Raw genomic sequence first — 16,408 nt, 5'->3', positions numbered from 1 at the left:
TCCTGCTCAGCGGGGTCGGCGTGGGATGCGGGGGAGGCTGTAGGTGCAGGCGGGGGATCGTGTCGGTGATCGGTACGAGTTGACGTATCCGGTCGGTCGCGGAGGAATGGGCCAGGTCTGGGCCGGCTTCGACGAGCGACTCGACCGGCCGGTGGCGATCAAGTTTCTCCGGCAGTTGGAGGTGCCGGAGGACGAGCGTGAGACGGCGGGCAAGCGCTTCCGGCGGGAGGCGAGAGCAACCGCCCGGCTCGACCATCCCGGCGTGCCGGCCGTGCACGACCTGGGCGTGCACGGTGAAGACCTCTTCCTCGTCATGCAGCTCGTGCCGGGGATCGTCCTCGCCGACCACATCGCCGAGCAGGAACGTCTGCCCGTCGGCGAGGCGGCTTCCATTGCCGCGCAGGTCTGTTCGGTGCTCGCGGCCGCCCACGCCGCCTCCCTCGTACACCGCGACCTGAAGCCGCAGAACCTCATGATCACCCCGTCGAGGGTGGTCAAGGTGCTCGATTTCGGTGTGGCTGCGCTGCTCGGCCCGGCCGAAGCATCCCGCCTCACCGCAACCGGGCGGACGCTCGGGACCCCCGCCTACATCGCACCCGAGCAGGCCCAGGGTGGCCCTGTCGGGCCTGCTGCCGATCTGTACGCCTTGGGCTGCATCCTTTTCGAGATGCTTGGTGGGAACCCTCCGTATGAGGCGGCAAACGCCCCGGACATGATGCGCCGTCATATCGATGCGCCCATTCCCATCATTACTGAGTATCGATCGGACGTTCCCGATGACCTGGCGCACCTCGTCTACTGCCTGCTGGCCAAGGACCCAGCGGAAAGGCCAGCATCGGCTGGCGAGGTTCGTCAGCTCCTGAAGCCTTTCCTCGACGACGGCGACTCTCCGGGCCTGGTAGCCGCCCGAGCGGACAACACGTTCTCCAGCACTGCCCCGCACGCCGCCCCCGCCCCGGTTCCGCCGCAGAGATCCCCGCAGAACCTGGTGGAATTACGGGCGCAGGCAAGGGAACTCGCTGAGAACGAGCGTTTCGTGCAGGCAGCCGAGATGGTGGAGCGGGCCCTCCGCATGGTGCCCCAAGGTGGCGAGCGGCTCGGCACCGAGATCGTGGCGCTACGAGTGGATCTCGCGAACCTCCTGATGCTCGCAGGTGACTTCCGGCAGGCCCATCACGCGTTCGCAGCGCTCGCCCGAGACCTTGATCAGTCGGACGAGGAGCAGGATCTTGTCGAGGAGTGCCGGCACCAGGCAATGGTTTGCCAGCTTGAAATGGGCGAATCCGCCGACGCCACCGGTCCGCTCTGATTCCGCTAACTCACCCGGAACAGTCTCCGCCCCCGTCCTGGCGGCCGTCCGCCAAACCGCTACAGCTCACGATCGATCCAAGCCTTCGGGTATCCGAGCGCTCCCTCGTTCCACCCCGCAACACTGCATCAGCCGCTCCTGCAACTCACCCAGATTGCAGCAAAGAAAGTCAATGCGCATCGGCGAAATCGCCGCCCGAAACATTGCGTCTCCACTGCTGCTCATCGCAGGCTGATCCCAGCACGGCGGCCGGCCGGTCCCCCCGAACGGCCGCCGTGCTTCCCTGAACAACCCTCGCTGAGCAGCCGTGATGCCGTACCGCTGAGTGAAGCTGCGGCGTCAGGGCGGGCTGTGTCGGCCGCGCCGGATGAGCGAGCGGGCCCGCCCTGTCCACGATCAGGAAGGTGGATGGACATGAACGCTCGCAACGAGCGACCAGTCCCAGTCGGCGGTGACGCGACCTACCGCTTTGCCGCGTACATCAGTTTGTTGCCGTGGCAGGTGCGTGAGCGCCGCTTCGCGACGGTCGGGCTCGGACGTCGCGGTCTGAACCCCGACGACGTGTACGCCTTCCTCGACCGGGTCGCCGGCGACATGGCCGCCGTCTACGCCGCCCTCGCCGAGAGCCGCCGCGAGACCGCCCGGATCAAGGCCGGCCTGCGTCGCTCGCAGGCCAGCCACGCCGGTGCCCGCAACGAGGAGGGTCCGGCCTGATGAGCCGGCGGTACGTCGTCCACCTGCCCGTAGTTGCCAACGACCTGTCTGCCGCGCAACGCCTGGCCCGGGTGATCGGCCGATGGATGCTGGTGCTCCCGATGGCGGACCCGGGGGAGACCACAGTCTCCGAGGAGGACCAGCAGTTCCTGCGCCACCGGGTCTTCTGCGACCTGCTGATGCCTGGTGGCCGGCGCTGCCTCCTCCGCGACGGCCACGACGGCGACTGCTCCCGTCGCCTGCGCCGCTGACACAACCAGACGATCCGGCATCTCAACTGCCCGCTGTGCCGAGTGCGGTGATGATCATCAGGCCGCTAGCGTGCGCCGCACGGGAGGTGGCGGGGATGGTCGCTCGGCGTTGGGACGCCAGATCCGAGGAGGAGCACCTTGTCCTCCGGCGCTGGCGATTGCTGCCGTGGCCGAAGGCCCACGTCAGGCGGATACCGCTGGCCGCGATCCTCGATATCGGGTCATTTACCGCAGCCGACCAGGCGAAGCGGCACGCCCAACTCACCGTTCAGGTCACGTCGGCATCGGGCCTGACTGAGGTCATCCCGGTCAGATTCACGCGGGAGCACCCGGGCCGACCCGACCCGGTGCCGGATGGCGTCGGCGGCCACGGGCCCGACGGTAACAGCCGGCAGCCGTCATGGTGACTCGTTGTGGCCGTGGGGGTGTGCCGGCGCCTCCCCCGGGTACGCCCTGCCGACCGGACCCGGGGGAGGCGTGATGGCGAGCGAGGCATCCGACTACTTCCAGCCCGAGGGTGGGCTGGTGCTCACGCACCTGCTGATCGTGCGGGATGTGGACCGTTCCCGGGAGTTCTACCGGCGGGTGCTGGGCGCGACGGTGGTGCGGGAACGCCAGCCGGCGATCCTGCGGTTCCACAACAGCTATATCGTGATCAACGACGAGGGTGGTCCGACCGACGACAAGCCGGGTGTGCAGGCGAAGGCGCCGCCGGATCCGAACACGCTCAGCAGCGCGATGAACGTCCGGGTGACCGACGTCCGGGCGGTCTATGAGCAGTGGCGGTCCCGGGGTGGGGAGTTCCTGACCGAGCCGAAGGATCATGGCGTCGAGATCCGGTGCTACCTGCGCGACCCGGACGGCTATCTGATCGAGCTCGGCCAGGGAACGGGGATCCTCGCCGAGATGGGTCGGGCAGCCTCCGCCTGAGCCTGACGATCGGCACCGCCGGCAGCCCTGGTCATGATCGGACCAGCCATCGTGATCGGACCCCTGGTGATCACGCGGCGGGTACGGTGAACGTTGTGGAGGATCTCGGCGCGAAGGTCTCGTATCTCGCGCTCCCCGTCGGCACCCGGGTCTACGACGTTGACTCGGCACCCGTCGGCGTGGTCGAGCACATGCTGACCGACGAACCGAAGGACATCTTCCACGGCATCATCGTGGCACCGCCGGGATCGGACCAGTCCCACCGCTTCGCCCACCGGGAGCAGATCGCCGACCTGTACGAGCGGGGGGTCGTGCTGTCGGTACCCGGTGCCGAGATGCACGAGCCGAGCGAGGACACGCCGGCCAGAAGGGCCGAGGCCGCGGGTGACGACCCGGTGCAGGTGGGCCTCCGCCACGCCTGGGAGTGGCTGAGTCGCCCCCGCTGAACCTGGCGGGCAGTTCACACCAGGTGAACGCATGATCGGCCCGTCGAGGCAGGCGCAGTGGGTCCCCGAGACCGACGAGTACCAGCTCCCGATCGGCTGGCATTGCTTGCTGCCCTGCGAGACGGAGCCGGTGCAGGTCGCTTCGTAGCCGATGCAGCCGGACGGTGGCGGGTTGCCGCCGCGCCAGGCAGAGCCTATGACGAGCGGTACTTGGCAGCGAGGAAGAGTTCAACGGTCACCTGGCGGGCCTGCCGCAGTCCAGGTCTTAGGCTGATCGGGCAGTGTCGGTGTTGTGCGCGATCACGGCCGAGTACTCCCGGTCGCCGAGGCCAGCCTCCTGGGCTGACGCGACCCATTGCTGTGCGGCAGCCCCGACCGGCAGTTCGACGCCTGCCGACTCGACCAGGTCGGCGTCCAGCCTGGCCCTGGCCGGTCATCCCGTACGGCGTCAGCGGTATCCGAGGATCCGTGTTGCTTCCTCGCCGGCCAGCCGGAGCTGATCTCCTCGGAGATCGGGCACGCGGTAATCATTACCACGCACTGTCTCCAGAAATTCCGTGGGTAGCTGCACGCGGTATGTGGCCAGGTAGAAGCGAAGGTCGTCGCGCCACAGCCACTCGCCATCCGTCAGCACGGATGCGCCCCCGACAAGGTGTCGGCCACTGCCGAGGACGTCGATCTCCGCGCCCATGACGTCGATGAGGCCATGCCCGTGGCGTAGATAGTCTTCGACCTGGACGGCGTCGGGCAGCGGCTGCGCGTTGACGTGCGCGTGGATGCTCTCTACGTACACCTCGGTCTGGTTTGGTCCTAGTTCTCGAAAGAACCCCACAGTCTTCATCGGTGTCCTCTCGCTCGTGGTACGAAGACCTCCCAGGAGCCGCCGCTTTCGACGACTGGCGGTTGGGGCTCTGCGGCCCATCGCTGGGTCCCCACCCGAGCCGTTGGCGCGAGCACGCTGACCCCGAGTTCGTCGGCGACCTGTTGACCGAGTGGTACCGCGTCGACGTCGGGCTTGACGGTGCCGGCATAGCAGGAGACCAGACGGAGGGGGCCGCCGTCATAGGCGGGATTTTCCCGAACCGCGGCGGCGATCTGAGCCGCGTTGGTGGCGTTTCCGTCCATGTGCGCTCCGTCTGCTGAAACCTTGCCTGGGACAAAGTATCCCTGGTCGGTGCCGTGCACGATGACGTCATGGTGCCCATCCAGTGGTCGCACCTTGTCAAAGTTCCGCATCGTCAAGTCGTCGTAGCCGATGCCCGTCGAGTGATCGGAGTGGTAGACCGGGTCGCCAGCGGAGAGGTGGGAATCGGGGGTCCGTTCTGGCGGCAGCGGCCGGGTCCTCGGGTCGGCCCAGTCACGTCGCTGTCCCATCCGGTCGGAAGGCCCGAGCCGGGTGAGTCGCCCGAGCGCCTGCTTGAGTTTCTCGATGAGGTCGCCGAGCCGGCGTACCGTCGGGATCAGCCGGCGCAGGCTGGCCAGCAATCCGCGCAACAGCCGCGCGATCCGCGCCCCCCAGGACGCCACAAGCGTCGTGACCTGCTCTACGACCAGCGGTGCGGCCAGGCCGCCGGTGACGACGAGTTCGCCCGCGTACGTGATGAGGCGGGACACGCAGGTGGCGACGGCGTCGCGGACCAAGAGCCGGACGGCGGCCACCAGGCCGGCGGCGCCCTCGGTGATCGCGGCCATGGTGTCGGCGCCCTGAGCGAGGCCGGTGATGGCCTGCTGTTGTTCGGCGGCCCAGGCGCGGTAGGCGGGGCCGGCGCTGCCGCCCCAGCCACCGACGTCGTCGCGGACGGCGCGAGCCAGCTCGGCGGCTTCCTCGCGGAGGGAGCCGGCGACGCTGCGCCAAGTCTGGGCGTGTGCGGTGATCTGTGCCGGGTCGCCGGCGAGCCAGTCCAGCGCCTCGCTGAGCGGCTTGACGTGCTCGATGAGCCAGGCGATCCCGTACTGGAGCAGGGCGCCGACCGGGTCGGAGACGAAGGCGAGGGCGTCGAGGCCGGCGCGTCACCACACCGAGGCTGCCGTCGATCCAACTGCCGTTGCGGACGCCCTGCGCGATGAGTTCGATGTCCTCGCAGATCCACACCCCCGCCCAGGCGCTGGGCGGGGTGTCCGCTGCGGTGGCGACGAGCGGGTTGGACGTCACGGGCGCTGCCGCACCCCGTCGAGCCGGTGCTGGGCGTGGGCGTCGGAGTGTCGGTAGCGGTCTGCCCCGGCCCGCAGCTTGCCGGCGGTGTCCCGCACCGACGTGGCGGCGGCGCCGATGCCGTCGACCAGGGTCCGCTGGAGGCCGTCGAGCAGTGTCGGCATCAGCGCGCAGAGCTGACCGTAGGCGTCGGTGCCCAGCCGGACGTGCCGGCCTGCCTGTTGGGCGGTGTCGAGGTTGCCGCCGCAGCGGTCGAGGCGGGCGGCGTGGGCGGTCAGGTCGTCCGGGTCGACCTGGATGCCGTCACCGGTCGGCATCGCTCGGCCCCTGGTCACCAGCCAGCCGGTCGCGGTACGAGTCGATGATGGCCCGGGCGCTCGCGTCGTCGCCGAGGGATTCCACAGTTACCGCACGGACCTGGCGGAGCAGGTCGGTGCGCGCCGCTCTGGTGGTGTCCAGGATCTGGCGGGCGGTGTGCGCCGCGGACTGTTGCCGGGTGCGCTCGTCGAGCCGCAGATCGATCAGCAGGCCAGCCGAGTCGACGGTGACGTTGACGGTCCGGTCGGCGTTGTGGGCGGTGCCGGTCAGCTCCCACATCCGCGCCGACAACGTCTTGGCGCGTTCGGCCCGTTCGGCCAGCGACGACTCCCACTCGTCGAGCCGGCGTCCCGCCGCGTCGAGCGCGGCCTCATCCGCCCACATGGTGACCCTCCCCAGGGGACCGCTGCCGGCGGCGACCGGCGGGATCACCGGCACGTTATCAACCGGTGGCGCTGCGTGTGTGCCCCTGCACGGGGACGGACGCCGCACCGACCGACGATTCGACCACCAAAGCGGATCAGATCGACGAGGATTGTCCGCGTGACAGGCAGCAACACGTACCGGGGATGGACCAGCCGAACCGCCTGGCAGGGACGGGTCAACGCGCCGCTGCGCGCGTTCCTGCGTACCGAGACCGGCGGTGCGCGAGTGGTTCTGGTCGCCGCGGTGGCGGCGCTGGTGTGGGCCAACCTGAACCCGTCGTCGTACGAGTCGGTCTGGAGCACTTTCCTCTCCATCCAGCTCGGCGACTGGTCCTTGTCACACGACCTGCGCACCTGGGTCAACAGCGGCCTCATGACGTTCTTCTTCCTGGTCGCGGGGCTGGAGTTGCGCCGTGAGTTCGACATCGGCGAGCTGCGGGAACGGCGGCGACTGGCGTTGCCGATGCTGGCCGGGTTCGGCGGAATGCTCCTGCCGATCGGGATCTATCTCGCGATCAACGCCGGGCACCCGACCGCAACGGGCTGGGGCGCGGTGATGGCCACGGACACCGCGCTCGCGCTCGGCGCGCTGGCCGTCTTCGGACCGCGCTTCTCGGATCGGTTGCGGGGTTTCCTGCTGACCGTCGCTGTCGTCGACGACGTGGTGGCGATCGCGGTGCTGGCGATCGCCTATCCGCATCATCCGTCGCCGACGGCGCTGCTCGTCGCGGCGGGAATCTTCGCCCTCGTCCTGGTCGTCCGGGCGTGGGGTGTGCGGTTCGGGCCGGTCTACGCGCTACTGGGGGTGGCCGCCTGGGTGGCCGTCTCGGAGTCGGGTGTCGACCCGGTCGCGGTGGGCCTGGTGATGGGCCTGCTGACCTACGCCTACGCGCCCGGCCGCACCGAGTTGCAGCGGGCGAGCGACCAGTTCCGTCTCTTCCGTGAACAGCCCACCCCGCAGCTCGCCCGCATGGCCCAGGCCGGGCTCACCTCGGCGCTGTCGCCGAACGAACGGTTGCAGACCCTCTACCACCCGTGGGCGAGCTATGTGGTCGTGCCGCTCTTCGCGTTGGCGAACGCCGGGATCGTCATCGACTCCGAGCTGCTGGCCAGGGCCTTCACCTCTCCGGTCACGCTTGGCGTCGTGGTGGCGTACGTCGTTGGCAAGCCGGCCGGGATCGTGGCCACCTCGTGGCTGGTGGCCCGGCTCAGCGGCAACCGGTTCCGTCCACCGGTGGGCTGGCTCGCCGTCGCGGGGGTCGGCACGGTTTCCGGCATCGGATTCACCGTCGCGCTCCTGATCGCCACCCACGCCCTGAGCGGCCCCGCCCTGGACGAGGCGAAGCTCGGCATCCTCGTCGCGACGGTGGGTGCGTCAGTTGTCACCTGGCTGGTGTTCCGCGCTGTCGCCCGGCTCTCGCCGGCACGGCGTGCGCGGGCGCTGCTGGGCGTCGCCGAGGGAATTGTCGACCTGAAGCTGCCTGTCGATCCGGAGCGCGACCACATGCGCGGGTCGCTCGACGCGCCGGTGACGGTCGTGGAGTACGGCGACTTCGAGTGCCCCTACTGCGGGCAGGCCGAGCCGGTGGTCCGGGAACTGCTGGCGGATTTCGCAAACGTCCGGTACGTCTGGCGGCACCTGCCGCTCACCGATGTCCACCCGCATGCCCAACTCGCCGCCGAGGCCGCCGAGGCTGCCGGCGAGCAGGGCGCGTTCTGGGGGATGCACGACCTGCTTCTCGCGCACCAGGACGCACTCGATCCCCCCGACGTGCTGGGCTACGCCGATCAGCTCGGCCTGGACCTCGACGGGTTCCGGGAACACATGGCGAAGCGGATGGGCGTCGACCGGATCGCCGAGGACGTCGACTCCGCCGACCTCAGCGGCGTCACCGGCACCCCGACGTTCTTCATCAACGGTCGGCGCCACCACGGCGCGTACGACATCGCTGCGCTGTCGGCGGCGGTGAAGGCGGCGTTCGCGAGCGCCAAGCTCCGCCCCGAGTACCACAGTCGCGATCCCGAGCGCCGCGACACCGGGCCGGCGAGCTGATCGCGCGGTCGTCACCGAGCCAGCTGGTCGACGAGCGCCGCGGTCACCTCCCGGGTGTAGGCGGTGTCGTCAGCCGAGGGTACGGGTGGACGCCTCGCCCAGCCCTCGGCAGTCGCGGCGCCGCCGATCGACAAGGCCTGTCGCACGGTGATCTCCGGCCGATCCGCCTCCGCGTTGCGCGGGTGGGGGACGTGTAGGTCGGTGCCTATGGAGCTGATTCGTTTGCGACATCAACGGCCAGGTATCGGCGTGCAGGGCCCTGGGTGCGCAGGCTGCCGGTGGGTAGGGCCTCGGGCGTGCAACAGACGGGTTGCCCGAAGCGGCATGCGGCCGGTCTGATTCGTTCGCGACATCAGCTCCAAAGGCAGCGCGCCAACCCTGCTGCCCCGCGGCCCCCAGGTCTTCAGGCCCAGGCCCCAGGCCCCAGGCCCCAGGCCCCAGGCCCCAGGCCCCAGGCCCCAGGCCCAGGCCCCAGGAGCCTGCCCCTTCCAGCCCACGCACCCGGCGCTCCGCACCCCCGCACCCATGGCGCTAGCAGCCCGGCACTCTCGCAGGTCGTCAGGTGGCGGGGAGATCGGCGAGCCGGCTGGCGCGGCGGTCGGCGACGGCCACGACGACGGCCAGGATCAGGGCGATCAGGAAGAAGACGTCCGCGCCGGTGAAGGCCGCGTGGAAGCCGGCGGTCGGGTCGGTCGGGGAGCTGGCGCGGGCGTACGCGATGGTGAGGATCGCGATGCCGAGTGAGCCGCCGAGCTGGTGGGCGACGTTGACGAGGCCCGACGCGGCACCGGCGTCCTGCGGCTCGACGGCGGCCACGCCACCCTGGGTCATCAGGATGATGGCGATGCCCTGGCCGATGCCGATCACCAGCAGCGGCAGCAGCACGTCCGGGAAGTAGCTGGATCCGGTCGAGATCCGGGACAGCCACGCCATGCCGACAAGCGCGATGACGAGGGACGCGACGAGCAGCGCGGGGCGACCGAGGCGGTCCTGCAACGGCCGGATGGCGTACACCATGGCGAAGAACATGCCGGTGATCGGCACGTACGCGAAGCCGGTCTGCAGGGCGCTGAGGTGCAGCACCTCCTGGAGGTACTGGCTGAGGAAGTAGAAGGTGGAGAAGGTCGCCCCGACGATGAGGATCCGCCCGGCGTACGACCCGGAGCGCTCGACGCTGCGGAAGAGCCGCAGCGGGGTGATGGGCTGGGGTGCCCGGTGCTCGATCAGAACGAAGGCGACCAGGAGGACGACCCCGAGGCCCAGCGAGATCACTGTGCTCGGGGCGCTCCAACCGGCGGCGGCGGCCTGGATGAAGCCGTACACCAGGGCGGTCATGCCGGTGGTGGAGGTCAGTGCGCCGCCGAGGTCGAAGGTGCCGGAGCGGCGTTCGGTCTCGGCCAGGAACCGTGGCGCGAGCAGCGCGATGGCGATGCCGATCGGGACGTTGACGAGCATTCCCCAGCGCCAGGAGAGCAGGTCGGTGAAGACGCCGCCGATCACGATGCCGACGCTGCCGCCGGCACCGATGACCCCGCTGTAGAGGGCGATCACCTTGGCGCGGGCGCCCGGCTGTGGGTAGTCGGCGACCAGCAGCGCGAGCGTGGAGGGCACGGCGAGCGCGGCGGCGAGGCCCTGCACGGTGCGGGCGATGATCAGCCAACCGCCACTCTGCGCCAGGCCGGCGGCGAGCGACGCGGCGGTGAACAGGACGATGCCGGCCAGGAACACGCGTCGGCGGCCGAGCAGGTCACCGGCGCGGGCGCCGAGCAGGAGGAGGCCGCCGAAGGCGAGGACGTAGGCGTTCTGGACCCAGGACAGCCCGGACTGGGAGAACCCGAACTGTCGTTGCACGTGCGGGAGCGCCGTCGTGATGATCGAGGTGTCCAGCGTCATCATCAGTTGCGAACCGAGGATGATCGCCAGGGCGATCCTGCGTCGGGGGGCGGGAGTCGGGGACATGGGTGGCCTTCTTCCGAGCTAGACTGATAGGGCACCTCCAGATAAGTGGAGGCCGACTATCACTCTAGTGATAGGTCGCCTCCACTTGCTAATGCGGGGAGACATCGGCACCGTGACGGCCCTCACCCACCTGCGCGCCGCCCGTCCGCACCGGGCGGACGCGGCACGCAACTACGACGCGATCCTCACGGCGGCCCGGGTCGCCTTCGCCGAGCAGGGCGTGGAGGCGCCGCTGGAAGAGATCGCCCGCCGCGCCGGGGTGGGCATCGCGACGCTCTACCGCAACTTTCCGACCCGTGAGGTGCTGATCGAGAACGTCTACATCAGCGAGGTCGAGGCGGTGTGCGAGGCCGCCGAGGAGGCCGGGAGTCGGGCACCCCGCGACGGCCTGTACGCGTGGCTACGGCGCTTCGTGGAGTACATCGGGGCGAAGCAGCCCCTGGCCGCCGGCCTCAACCGGGAGTCCGCCGCGTACGACGAGTGTCGGCGGGCCCTCTACGCGGCCGGCGGGCCGCTGCTGGAGCGGGCCCAACGGGCGCGCGAGGTCCGCGACGACGTGACGATCGACGACGTGATGCGGCTCGCCAGCGCCATCGCGTCCGGGCACTTCCCCCGGGCCGAGCAGCGCGACCATGTGTTGACTGTCGCGCTGGACGGCGTCCGGACGCGGCCGGGGGAGTAGCGGCCCACGCGACCGGTCCGGCGTGACCTTGCGACCGCCTCTCGGACGACCTGGGTCACCGGAACAGCGCTGCGCCGCCTCACTTCTTCTTGACGACGGCCTCGCGCCAGAGCAGACCCGCGATGCTCGGCCGGACCTCGGTGGTGATCACTGCCATCGCCCGCTTGACGAACCGGTCGTCGGTCACCTGGGCCAGCATGCTCGCCGCCAGGTCCGCGCGTGCCGTGAACAGGCCGTCCGCGACGTTCTCGGCCACCTCGTAGCGCGTCGTGGTGGGGTGGTCGAACAGGCCGGACGGGCGGGCGATGGTCCAGTCCAGGCCGCTTTCGCGGACGAGTGTCTCCATCCGGCGCATGTCCTCGTGGGCGGTGCGACCCACCCGGCGGTTGAACAGTGGATCCAGCACGTTGTTGAAGAAGAACTCGCCGCTCGGTCGCCAGGTCGGGTCCAGGACGCTGGAGCTGACCGTGACGAGCCGCCGCACGCCGTGGCGGTGCATCGCCGCGACGATGTGCGCGTTGCCTCGCGAGTAGACGCTTATCGGCTTCGGGGTGAGCGGTACGCCCAGGCTGGACAGGACGGCGTCGCTGCCGGCGACGGCCCGGTCGACCGCGTCGGGGTCGGTGACGTCGGCGTCGACGACGGTGAGGCCGGCGCGGGGTTGGACGTCGTGGGGGCGGCGGGTGACCGCGACGACCTCGTGGCCGGCGGCCAGGGCCTGCTCGGTGATCTGGCGGCCGGTGGGTCCGGTGGCGCCGAAGACGACGGTACGCATGTGTGCACTCCTCGTTGTGCTGGTGACGGCGTTGACCGTGCCAGCGCGGGAGCGCATTATTCAACCGTGTTGAATAAAACCCGGGGTCGACCCCGCGGCAATCCCGATACCCGGGCCCGCATCGCCGCGGCCGCCCGTGACCTGTTCCACGCGCACGGCTACCCGGGTACGACGGTGCGGGCGGTGGCCGCCGCCGCGGGGGTCGACCCCGCGCTCATCAGCTATCACTTCGGCTCCAAGCAGGGCCTCTTCAGCCAGTCGCTGAACCTGCTCTGCGTCGACCCCACCGCGCTGGACCAGGCGCTGCGGGGCGACCAGGCCGGCCTGGCCGACCGTCTGCTCGACTCGGTCACCGGTCTGTGGGACGCCGGCGTGCCCGCCGAGAACCGGATGGCGGTGCGGGACGACGAGACGATGCGCGCCCTGCGGGACTACCTGGACGGTGAGCTGCGCCTCCGCATCGCTGAATTTCTCGGCGGCCCGGACGCGACGGAACGGGCCACCGCCGCCGTCGGCGTACTCGGAGGGTTGATCTTCACGCGGTACCTGAACCCGATCCGGTCGATCGACGCGCTGTCCCCGGCCGACGTTCGGCGGGTCTTCGGTCCGGCGCTGCGGGCGGCCCTGCACGCCCGGCCCCGCCGGCCCTGATCCGTCGCCCCCGTCGTACGCTCCGGGCCGCGTACAGGAGTGAGGTGTTGTCATGACGTTCACCACCCGGCCGACGTTGCAGGGCACCTTCGGCATGGTGTCGTCGACGCACTGGCTCGCCAGCCAGTCCGCGATGGGGATCCTCGAACGCGGCGGGAACGCCTTCGACGCCGCGGTCACCGCCGGGTTCGTCCTGCACGTCGTCGAGCCGCACCTCAACGGCCCGGGGGGCGAGGTGCCGGCCATCGTGGCGACCGCCCAGGATCCCCGCCCGAAGGTGCTCTGCGGGCAGGGTCCGGCACCGGCCGGCGCGACGATCGCCCACTTCCGGTCCCTCGGCATGGATCTCATCCCGGGCGCCGGCCCACTCGCGGCGGCCGTGCCCGGCGCGGTCGACGCGTGGCTCCTGCTGCTGCGCGAGCACGGCACGATGTCCCTCGCCGACGTCCTCGAACCGGCGATCGACTACGCCGCCGCCGGTCATCCGCTGGTGGGCAGCGTGGGCGCGACAGTGGCGGCCGTCCGGTCGCTGTTCGAGGAGCACTGGCCCACGTCCGCCCAGCTCTGGCTGCGCGGCGGCCGGCCGCCGGCCGCGGGGGAGAGGTTCACCAACCCGGCGTACGCGCGCACCCTGCGCCGACTCGTCGAGGCCGGGCAGGCGGCCGGCGCCGACCGGGAGGCGCAGATCGAGGCCGCTCGCCGAGCCTGGGGTACGGGCTTCGTGGCCGAGGCGATCGACGAGTTCAGCCGGCAGCCGTTCCGCGACTCCAGTGGGCGCGTCCACGCCGGGCTGGTCACCGGCGACGATCTGGCCGCGTACTCGGCGAGCTGGGAGGCTCCGGCCACAGTCGACTGGCAGGGCTACTCGGTGGCGAAGACCGGGTTCTGGGGCCAGGGCCCGGTGCTGCTGGAGACGCTTGCCGCCCTCGACGCGCTCGACGACCCCGGCGCGTACGAGACGGCGACCGCCGCCGGCATCCACGCCCAGGTCGAGGCGCTCAAGCTCGCCTTCGCCGATCGCGAGGCCTGGTACGGCGACAGCGCGGACGTGCCCGCCGCAGCGCTGCTGTCGCCTGCGTACGCGCGGGAGCGGGCGGCCCTGATCGGTGACCGCGCGTCCGCCGAGCTGCGGCCGGGGCGTCCGGACGGGGCGTCGCCGCGTCTGCCGGCCCACGTGCGACCCGGCACCGGCCACCGGGTCGATCACGCGGACCCCACCACGGGGGAGCCGACGGTGCGGTCCGACGGGGTGACCCGTGGCGACACCTGCCACGTGGACGTCGTCGACAGGTGGGGCAACATGATCTCGGCGACGCCGAGTGGGGGCTGGTTGCAGAGTTCGCCCACGATCCCGCAGCTCGGGTTTCCGCTGGGCAGTCGGCTGCAGATGTTCTGGCTGGAGGAGGGCCTCGCCTCGTCGCTGGCCCCGGGGCGTCGACCGCGCACCACGTTGAGCCCCACGATGGTGCACCGCGACGGCGAGCCGATCCTGGCGTGCGGCACGCCCGGCGGCGACCAGCAGGACCAGTGGCAGGTGCCGTTCCTGCTGCGCCACCTCCTCGGGGGTCAGCACCTGCAGGAGGCCATCGACGCGCCCGCGTGGCACACCGTCAGCCTGCCGGCGTCGTTCTATCCCCGCGACTCGGAGCCCGGCGTCCTGCTGGTGGAGGACCGGCTCGACGCCGACGTGGTGGAGGCCCTGCGGGCGTACGGGCACGAGGTGCGGCTCGCCGACGCGTGGAGTCTGGGCCGGCTCTGCGCCGTGACCCGGGACCCGACCACGGGTGTGCTCGCCGCCGGGGCGAACCCGAGGGGCATGCAGGGCTACGCCTGCGGCCGGTAGCCAGCGCGGTCGAGGTCAGGCGCCGCGCGCGAACAGCGCCAGGCGTACGCGGTTGGGGCTGTCGGTCTTGGTCATGAGGCTCGTGATGTGGGTCTTGACGGTGGTGACGCCGATGTGGAGCCGTTCGGCGATCTCGGTGTTGGACAGGCCCTCGGCGACGAGAGCCAGCACGTCCTGCTCGCGGGCGGTCAGCCCCTGCACCTGTCGGGGCGGCTCGGCGCGGGCGCGCACGGCGCGCTGGACGAGGCGGTGCAGCACCTCGGGGCTGAACGGGCTGTCGCCCGCGGCGGCACGGCGGATGCCGTCCAGCAGCTCGGTAGGGGGCGCGTCCTTGAGCAGGAAACCGCACGCGCCGGCGCTCAGCGCGGGATAGAGGTGGTCGTCGTCGCCGAACGTGGTCAGCACCAGCACCCGGGTGGCGGGACGCTCGGCGAGGATCCGCCCGGTCGCGGTGATCCCGTCGACGCCGGGCATGCGCAGGTCCATGACCACGACGTCGGGAAGAAGCCGCGCGGCGAGGGTGACCGCCTCGCGGCCGTTGTCGGCCTCGCCGACGACCTCGATGTCGGGCTGCGCGTCGCACAGCATGCGCAGGCCCGCGCGAATGAGGTGCTGGTCGTCGACAAGCAGGACGCGGATCACGCCGGCTCCGGGGTCGGTGACCCGGCCGTGGCCTCGCGCGTCCGGGGCGCCGACCCGACAGGCGTTGCGGCGGCGGTCTCGGAAAGCGTGTTCGGCAGGACCGTCCGCACCCGCCAGCCCGTGCCGGTCGGGCCCGCTTCCAGCCGGCCGCCGAGGACCTCGACGCGTTCCCGCATCCCGGTGATGCCGTGGCCGCCGCCGGCCGGCGCGGCAGTCGGCGCGCTGTCGCCGTCGACCCCGCCCCCGTCGTCGGTGACCTCCCAGTGCACGGCCCCGTCGTGCACGGCGACCGTCAGGTGCGCCCGCGCGGACTGCCCGGCGTGCCGTGCCACGTTGGTGAGCGCCTCCTGCGTCAGCCGCAGTACGGCCAGGCCACGCACGGCGTCGAGCGAGCCGATCGCCGCGTCGATGTCGGCCTCCACGGTGATGCCGGCCTGGCGGGCCCGGTCGACGGAGGCGCCGAGCGCCGAGGGGAGCGCCGAGGGCTCGATCGCGGTCAGGGCCGCGTCCCCGCGTACACCGTCGGGGTTGCGCAGCACCGCGACCAGCCGGCGCAGCTCCGCCAGGGCCGCGGTGCCCGTGCCGTGCACATCGTCGAACACCTCGTCCACCCGGGGGTCCAGGTCGGTGAGGACGTGTCGGGCCACCCCGACCCGTAGCACCATCGACGCCACGTGGTGGGCGACGACGTCGTGCAGCTCGCGGGCGATGGCGCTGCGCTCGTCGGCGCGCGCCGCGCGGCTCTCCGACTCGCGGCGCCGCTGCTCCGCAAGCGCCCGCTCCACGGTCTGCCGACCCAGCTCCCGGTTCGCCCGGATGACCAGGCCGAGCAGCACCGGGACACCGACCTCCAGGCCCAGGCCGACGACGCCGGAGGCGACCTGGCGCAGCGGGTCGCCTATCGAGTCGGTCAGGTCGACGGCGGCGAGCAGCCCGGCGGTCAGCCAGATGGTGCGGGCGCGGCCCGCGCGCATGGTGACCTCGAGCAGGGCCCAGCTCGCCCCCACCTGGTTGATGGTGAGGTCGTCGATGAGGCAGATCGCGACGGCAAGCAACGCCGCCTGGAGCACCAGGTTGACCACCGGTCGGCGATACGTCACGAGCGCGCCGGCGAACGCCGCCACCGCGAGGATCCACTGTGTCAGCGTCGGCACGGGGCCGGGGTGGGGCACGACGAGCAGGTAACACAACCCGCTGAGATCGAGCAGCGCCATCCGCACGCGCGCGTCCCGCGTGTCGAACAGTCGCCCCATCCGCC

18 protein-coding genes are annotated in these 16,408 nt (G+C 71.2%); 9 read left to right on the top strand and 9 right to left on the bottom strand.

The genetic code is table 11. The features are described 5' to 3' along the window. Nucleotides 1-43: 43 nt before the first annotated feature. From MILUP08_RS21430 to MILUP08_RS21405, 5 genes are all read left to right on the top strand, one after another. Nucleotides 44-1,309, top strand: coding sequence for a serine/threonine-protein kinase (locus MILUP08_RS21430; protein WP_007461476.1), 1,266 nt, complete (start codon nucleotides 44-46; stop codon nucleotides 1,307-1,309). A gap of 408 nt (nucleotides 1,310-1,717) precedes the next feature. Then, nucleotides 1,718-2,023 carry a DivIVA domain-containing protein gene (locus MILUP08_RS21425; RefSeq protein ID WP_007461472.1) on the top strand — a complete coding sequence of 102 codons (306 nt, stop codon included), beginning with the start codon at nucleotides 1,718-1,720 and terminating at the stop codon, nucleotides 2,021-2,023. Next, the gene (locus MILUP08_RS21420) at nucleotides 2,023-2,274 is read left to right on the top strand and encodes a hypothetical protein (RefSeq protein ID WP_007461470.1); all 252 of its coding nucleotides are present in this window, start codon (nucleotides 2,023-2,025) and stop codon (nucleotides 2,272-2,274) included. The genes MILUP08_RS21425 and MILUP08_RS21420 overlap by 1 nt, the downstream gene beginning before the upstream one ends. A gap of 480 nt (nucleotides 2,275-2,754) precedes the next feature. Further along, nucleotides 2,755-3,204 carry a VOC family protein gene (locus MILUP08_RS21410; protein ID WP_007461467.1) on the top strand — a complete coding sequence of 150 codons (450 nt, stop codon included), beginning with the start codon at nucleotides 2,755-2,757 and terminating at the stop codon, nucleotides 3,202-3,204. 95 nt (nucleotides 3,205-3,299) lie between these two features. Then, nucleotides 3,300-3,650: a hypothetical protein gene (locus MILUP08_RS21405; RefSeq protein ID WP_039906391.1), complete on the top strand. Its 351-nt coding sequence runs from the start codon at nucleotides 3,300-3,302 to the stop codon at nucleotides 3,648-3,650. Between the two features lie 448 nt (nucleotides 3,651-4,098). Here MILUP08_RS21405 and MILUP08_RS21400 read toward each other — a convergent pair whose 3' ends face one another. The 4 genes from MILUP08_RS21400 to MILUP08_RS21380 form a co-directional block, all read right to left on the bottom strand. Beyond that, a complete protein-coding gene (locus MILUP08_RS21400) occupies nucleotides 4,099-4,491 on the bottom strand; it encodes a hypothetical protein (protein WP_007461463.1) in 393 nt (130 codons plus the stop codon). Next, nucleotides 4,488-5,555, bottom strand: a complete 1,068-nt coding sequence (locus tag MILUP08_RS36845; protein ID WP_475029523.1) for a WXG100 family type VII secretion target — start codon at nucleotides 5,553-5,555, stop codon at nucleotides 4,488-4,490. The genes MILUP08_RS21400 and MILUP08_RS36845 overlap by 4 nt, the downstream gene beginning before the upstream one ends. Nucleotides 5,556-5,798: 243 nt before the next feature. Further along, entirely contained in the window at nucleotides 5,799-6,119 is a 321-nt protein-coding gene (locus tag MILUP08_RS21385) for a type VII secretion target (RefSeq protein WP_007461459.1), read from the bottom strand. Beyond that, nucleotides 6,106-6,504 carry a hypothetical protein gene (locus tag MILUP08_RS21380; protein WP_007461457.1) on the bottom strand — a complete coding sequence of 133 codons (399 nt, stop codon included), beginning with the start codon at nucleotides 6,502-6,504 and terminating at the stop codon, nucleotides 6,106-6,108. Before MILUP08_RS21380 ends, MILUP08_RS21385 begins: the two co-directional genes overlap by 14 nt. Before the next feature lie 159 nt (nucleotides 6,505-6,663). On the opposite strand from MILUP08_RS21380, the gene MILUP08_RS21375 reads away from it, so the two are divergent. Next, the gene (locus tag MILUP08_RS21375; RefSeq protein ID WP_007461455.1) at nucleotides 6,664-8,598 is read left to right on the top strand and encodes a Na+/H+ antiporter NhaA; all 1,935 of its coding nucleotides are present in this window, start codon (nucleotides 6,664-6,666) and stop codon (nucleotides 8,596-8,598) included. 11 nt (nucleotides 8,599-8,609) lie between these two features. Here the strand turns inward: MILUP08_RS21375 and MILUP08_RS37175 are convergent, their stop codons facing one another. Both MILUP08_RS37175 and MILUP08_RS21370 read right to left on the bottom strand, forming a co-directional pair. After that, complete coding sequence (locus MILUP08_RS37175; RefSeq protein WP_272944009.1) at nucleotides 8,610-8,744, bottom strand: hypothetical protein; 135 nt, start codon at nucleotides 8,742-8,744, stop codon at nucleotides 8,610-8,612. A gap of 412 nt (nucleotides 8,745-9,156) precedes the next feature. Beyond that, nucleotides 9,157-10,557, bottom strand: coding sequence for an MFS transporter (locus tag MILUP08_RS21370; protein WP_007461452.1), 1,401 nt, complete (start codon nucleotides 10,555-10,557; stop codon nucleotides 9,157-9,159). A gap of 112 nt (nucleotides 10,558-10,669) precedes the next feature. Between MILUP08_RS21370 and MILUP08_RS21365 the strand changes: the two genes are divergently transcribed. Then, nucleotides 10,670-11,239 carry a TetR/AcrR family transcriptional regulator gene (locus MILUP08_RS21365; protein WP_039908503.1) on the top strand — a complete coding sequence of 190 codons (570 nt, stop codon included), beginning with the start codon at nucleotides 10,670-10,672 and terminating at the stop codon, nucleotides 11,237-11,239. A 79-nt stretch (nucleotides 11,240-11,318) separates the two neighbouring features. Here the strand turns inward: MILUP08_RS21365 and MILUP08_RS21360 are convergent, their stop codons facing one another. Further along, nucleotides 11,319-12,014: an NAD(P)-dependent oxidoreductase gene (locus MILUP08_RS21360; protein ID WP_007461448.1), complete on the bottom strand. Its 696-nt coding sequence runs from the start codon at nucleotides 12,012-12,014 to the stop codon at nucleotides 11,319-11,321. 66 nt (nucleotides 12,015-12,080) lie between these two features. Between MILUP08_RS21360 and MILUP08_RS21355 the strand changes: the two genes are divergently transcribed. Beyond that, a complete protein-coding gene (locus tag MILUP08_RS21355; RefSeq protein ID WP_007461446.1) occupies nucleotides 12,081-12,665 on the top strand; it encodes a TetR family transcriptional regulator in 585 nt (194 codons plus the stop codon). Nucleotides 12,666-12,717: 52 nt separating this feature from the next. Continuing rightward, a complete protein-coding gene (locus MILUP08_RS21350) occupies nucleotides 12,718-14,508 on the top strand; it encodes a gamma-glutamyltransferase family protein (protein WP_007461445.1) in 1,791 nt (596 codons plus the stop codon). A gap of 15 nt (nucleotides 14,509-14,523) precedes the next feature. Here MILUP08_RS21350 and MILUP08_RS21345 read toward each other — a convergent pair whose 3' ends face one another. After that, complete coding sequence (locus tag MILUP08_RS21345; RefSeq protein ID WP_007461443.1) at nucleotides 14,524-15,150, bottom strand: response regulator transcription factor; 627 nt, start codon at nucleotides 15,148-15,150, stop codon at nucleotides 14,524-14,526. Beyond that, nucleotides 15,147-16,403, bottom strand: a complete 1,257-nt coding sequence (locus MILUP08_RS21340) for a sensor histidine kinase (RefSeq protein ID WP_007461441.1) — start codon at nucleotides 16,401-16,403, stop codon at nucleotides 15,147-15,149. The genes MILUP08_RS21345 and MILUP08_RS21340 overlap by 4 nt, the downstream gene beginning before the upstream one ends. Between the last annotated feature and the right edge of the window lie 5 nt (nucleotides 16,404-16,408).

The organism is Micromonospora lupini str. Lupac 08 (assembly GCF_000297395.2).
Taxonomy (GTDB): domain Bacteria; phylum Actinomycetota; class Actinomycetes; order Mycobacteriales; family Micromonosporaceae; genus Micromonospora; species Micromonospora lupini.
This window is presented reverse-complemented; position numbering and strand designations above follow the sequence as displayed.

What these genes read in the sequence shown, in the direction of transcription:
- MILUP08_RS21425 (WP_007461472.1), top strand. Translation starts at nt 1,718, where the DNA reads ATGGACATGAACGCTCGCAACGAGCGACCAGTCCCAGTCGGCGGTGAC.
- MILUP08_RS21420 (WP_007461470.1), top strand. Translation starts at nt 2,023, where the DNA reads ATGAGCCGGCGGTACGTCGTCCACCTGCCCGTAGTTGCCAACGACCTG.
- MILUP08_RS21410 (WP_007461467.1), top strand. Translation starts at nt 2,755, where the DNA reads ATGGCGAGCGAGGCATCCGACTACTTCCAGCCCGAGGGTGGGCTGGTG.
- MILUP08_RS21400 (WP_007461463.1), bottom strand. Translation starts at nt 4,491, where the DNA reads ATGAAGACTGTGGGGTTCTTTCGAGAACTAGGACCAAACCAGACCGAG.
- MILUP08_RS21385 (WP_007461459.1), bottom strand. Translation starts at nt 6,119, where the DNA reads ATGCCGACCGGTGACGGCATCCAGGTCGACCCGGACGACCTGACCGCC.
- MILUP08_RS21380 (WP_007461457.1), bottom strand. Translation starts at nt 6,504, where the DNA reads ATGTGGGCGGATGAGGCCGCGCTCGACGCGGCGGGACGCCGGCTCGAC.
- MILUP08_RS21370 (WP_007461452.1), bottom strand. Translation starts at nt 10,557, where the DNA reads ATGTCCCCGACTCCCGCCCCCCGACGCAGGATCGCCCTGGCGATCATC.
- MILUP08_RS21360 (WP_007461448.1), bottom strand. Translation starts at nt 12,014, where the DNA reads ATGCGTACCGTCGTCTTCGGCGCCACCGGACCCACCGGCCGCCAGATC.
- MILUP08_RS21350 (WP_007461445.1), top strand. Translation starts at nt 12,718, where the DNA reads ATGACGTTCACCACCCGGCCGACGTTGCAGGGCACCTTCGGCATGGTG.
- MILUP08_RS21340 (WP_007461441.1), bottom strand. Translation starts at nt 16,403, where the DNA reads ATGGGGCGACTGTTCGACACGCGGGACGCGCGCGTGCGGATGGCGCTG.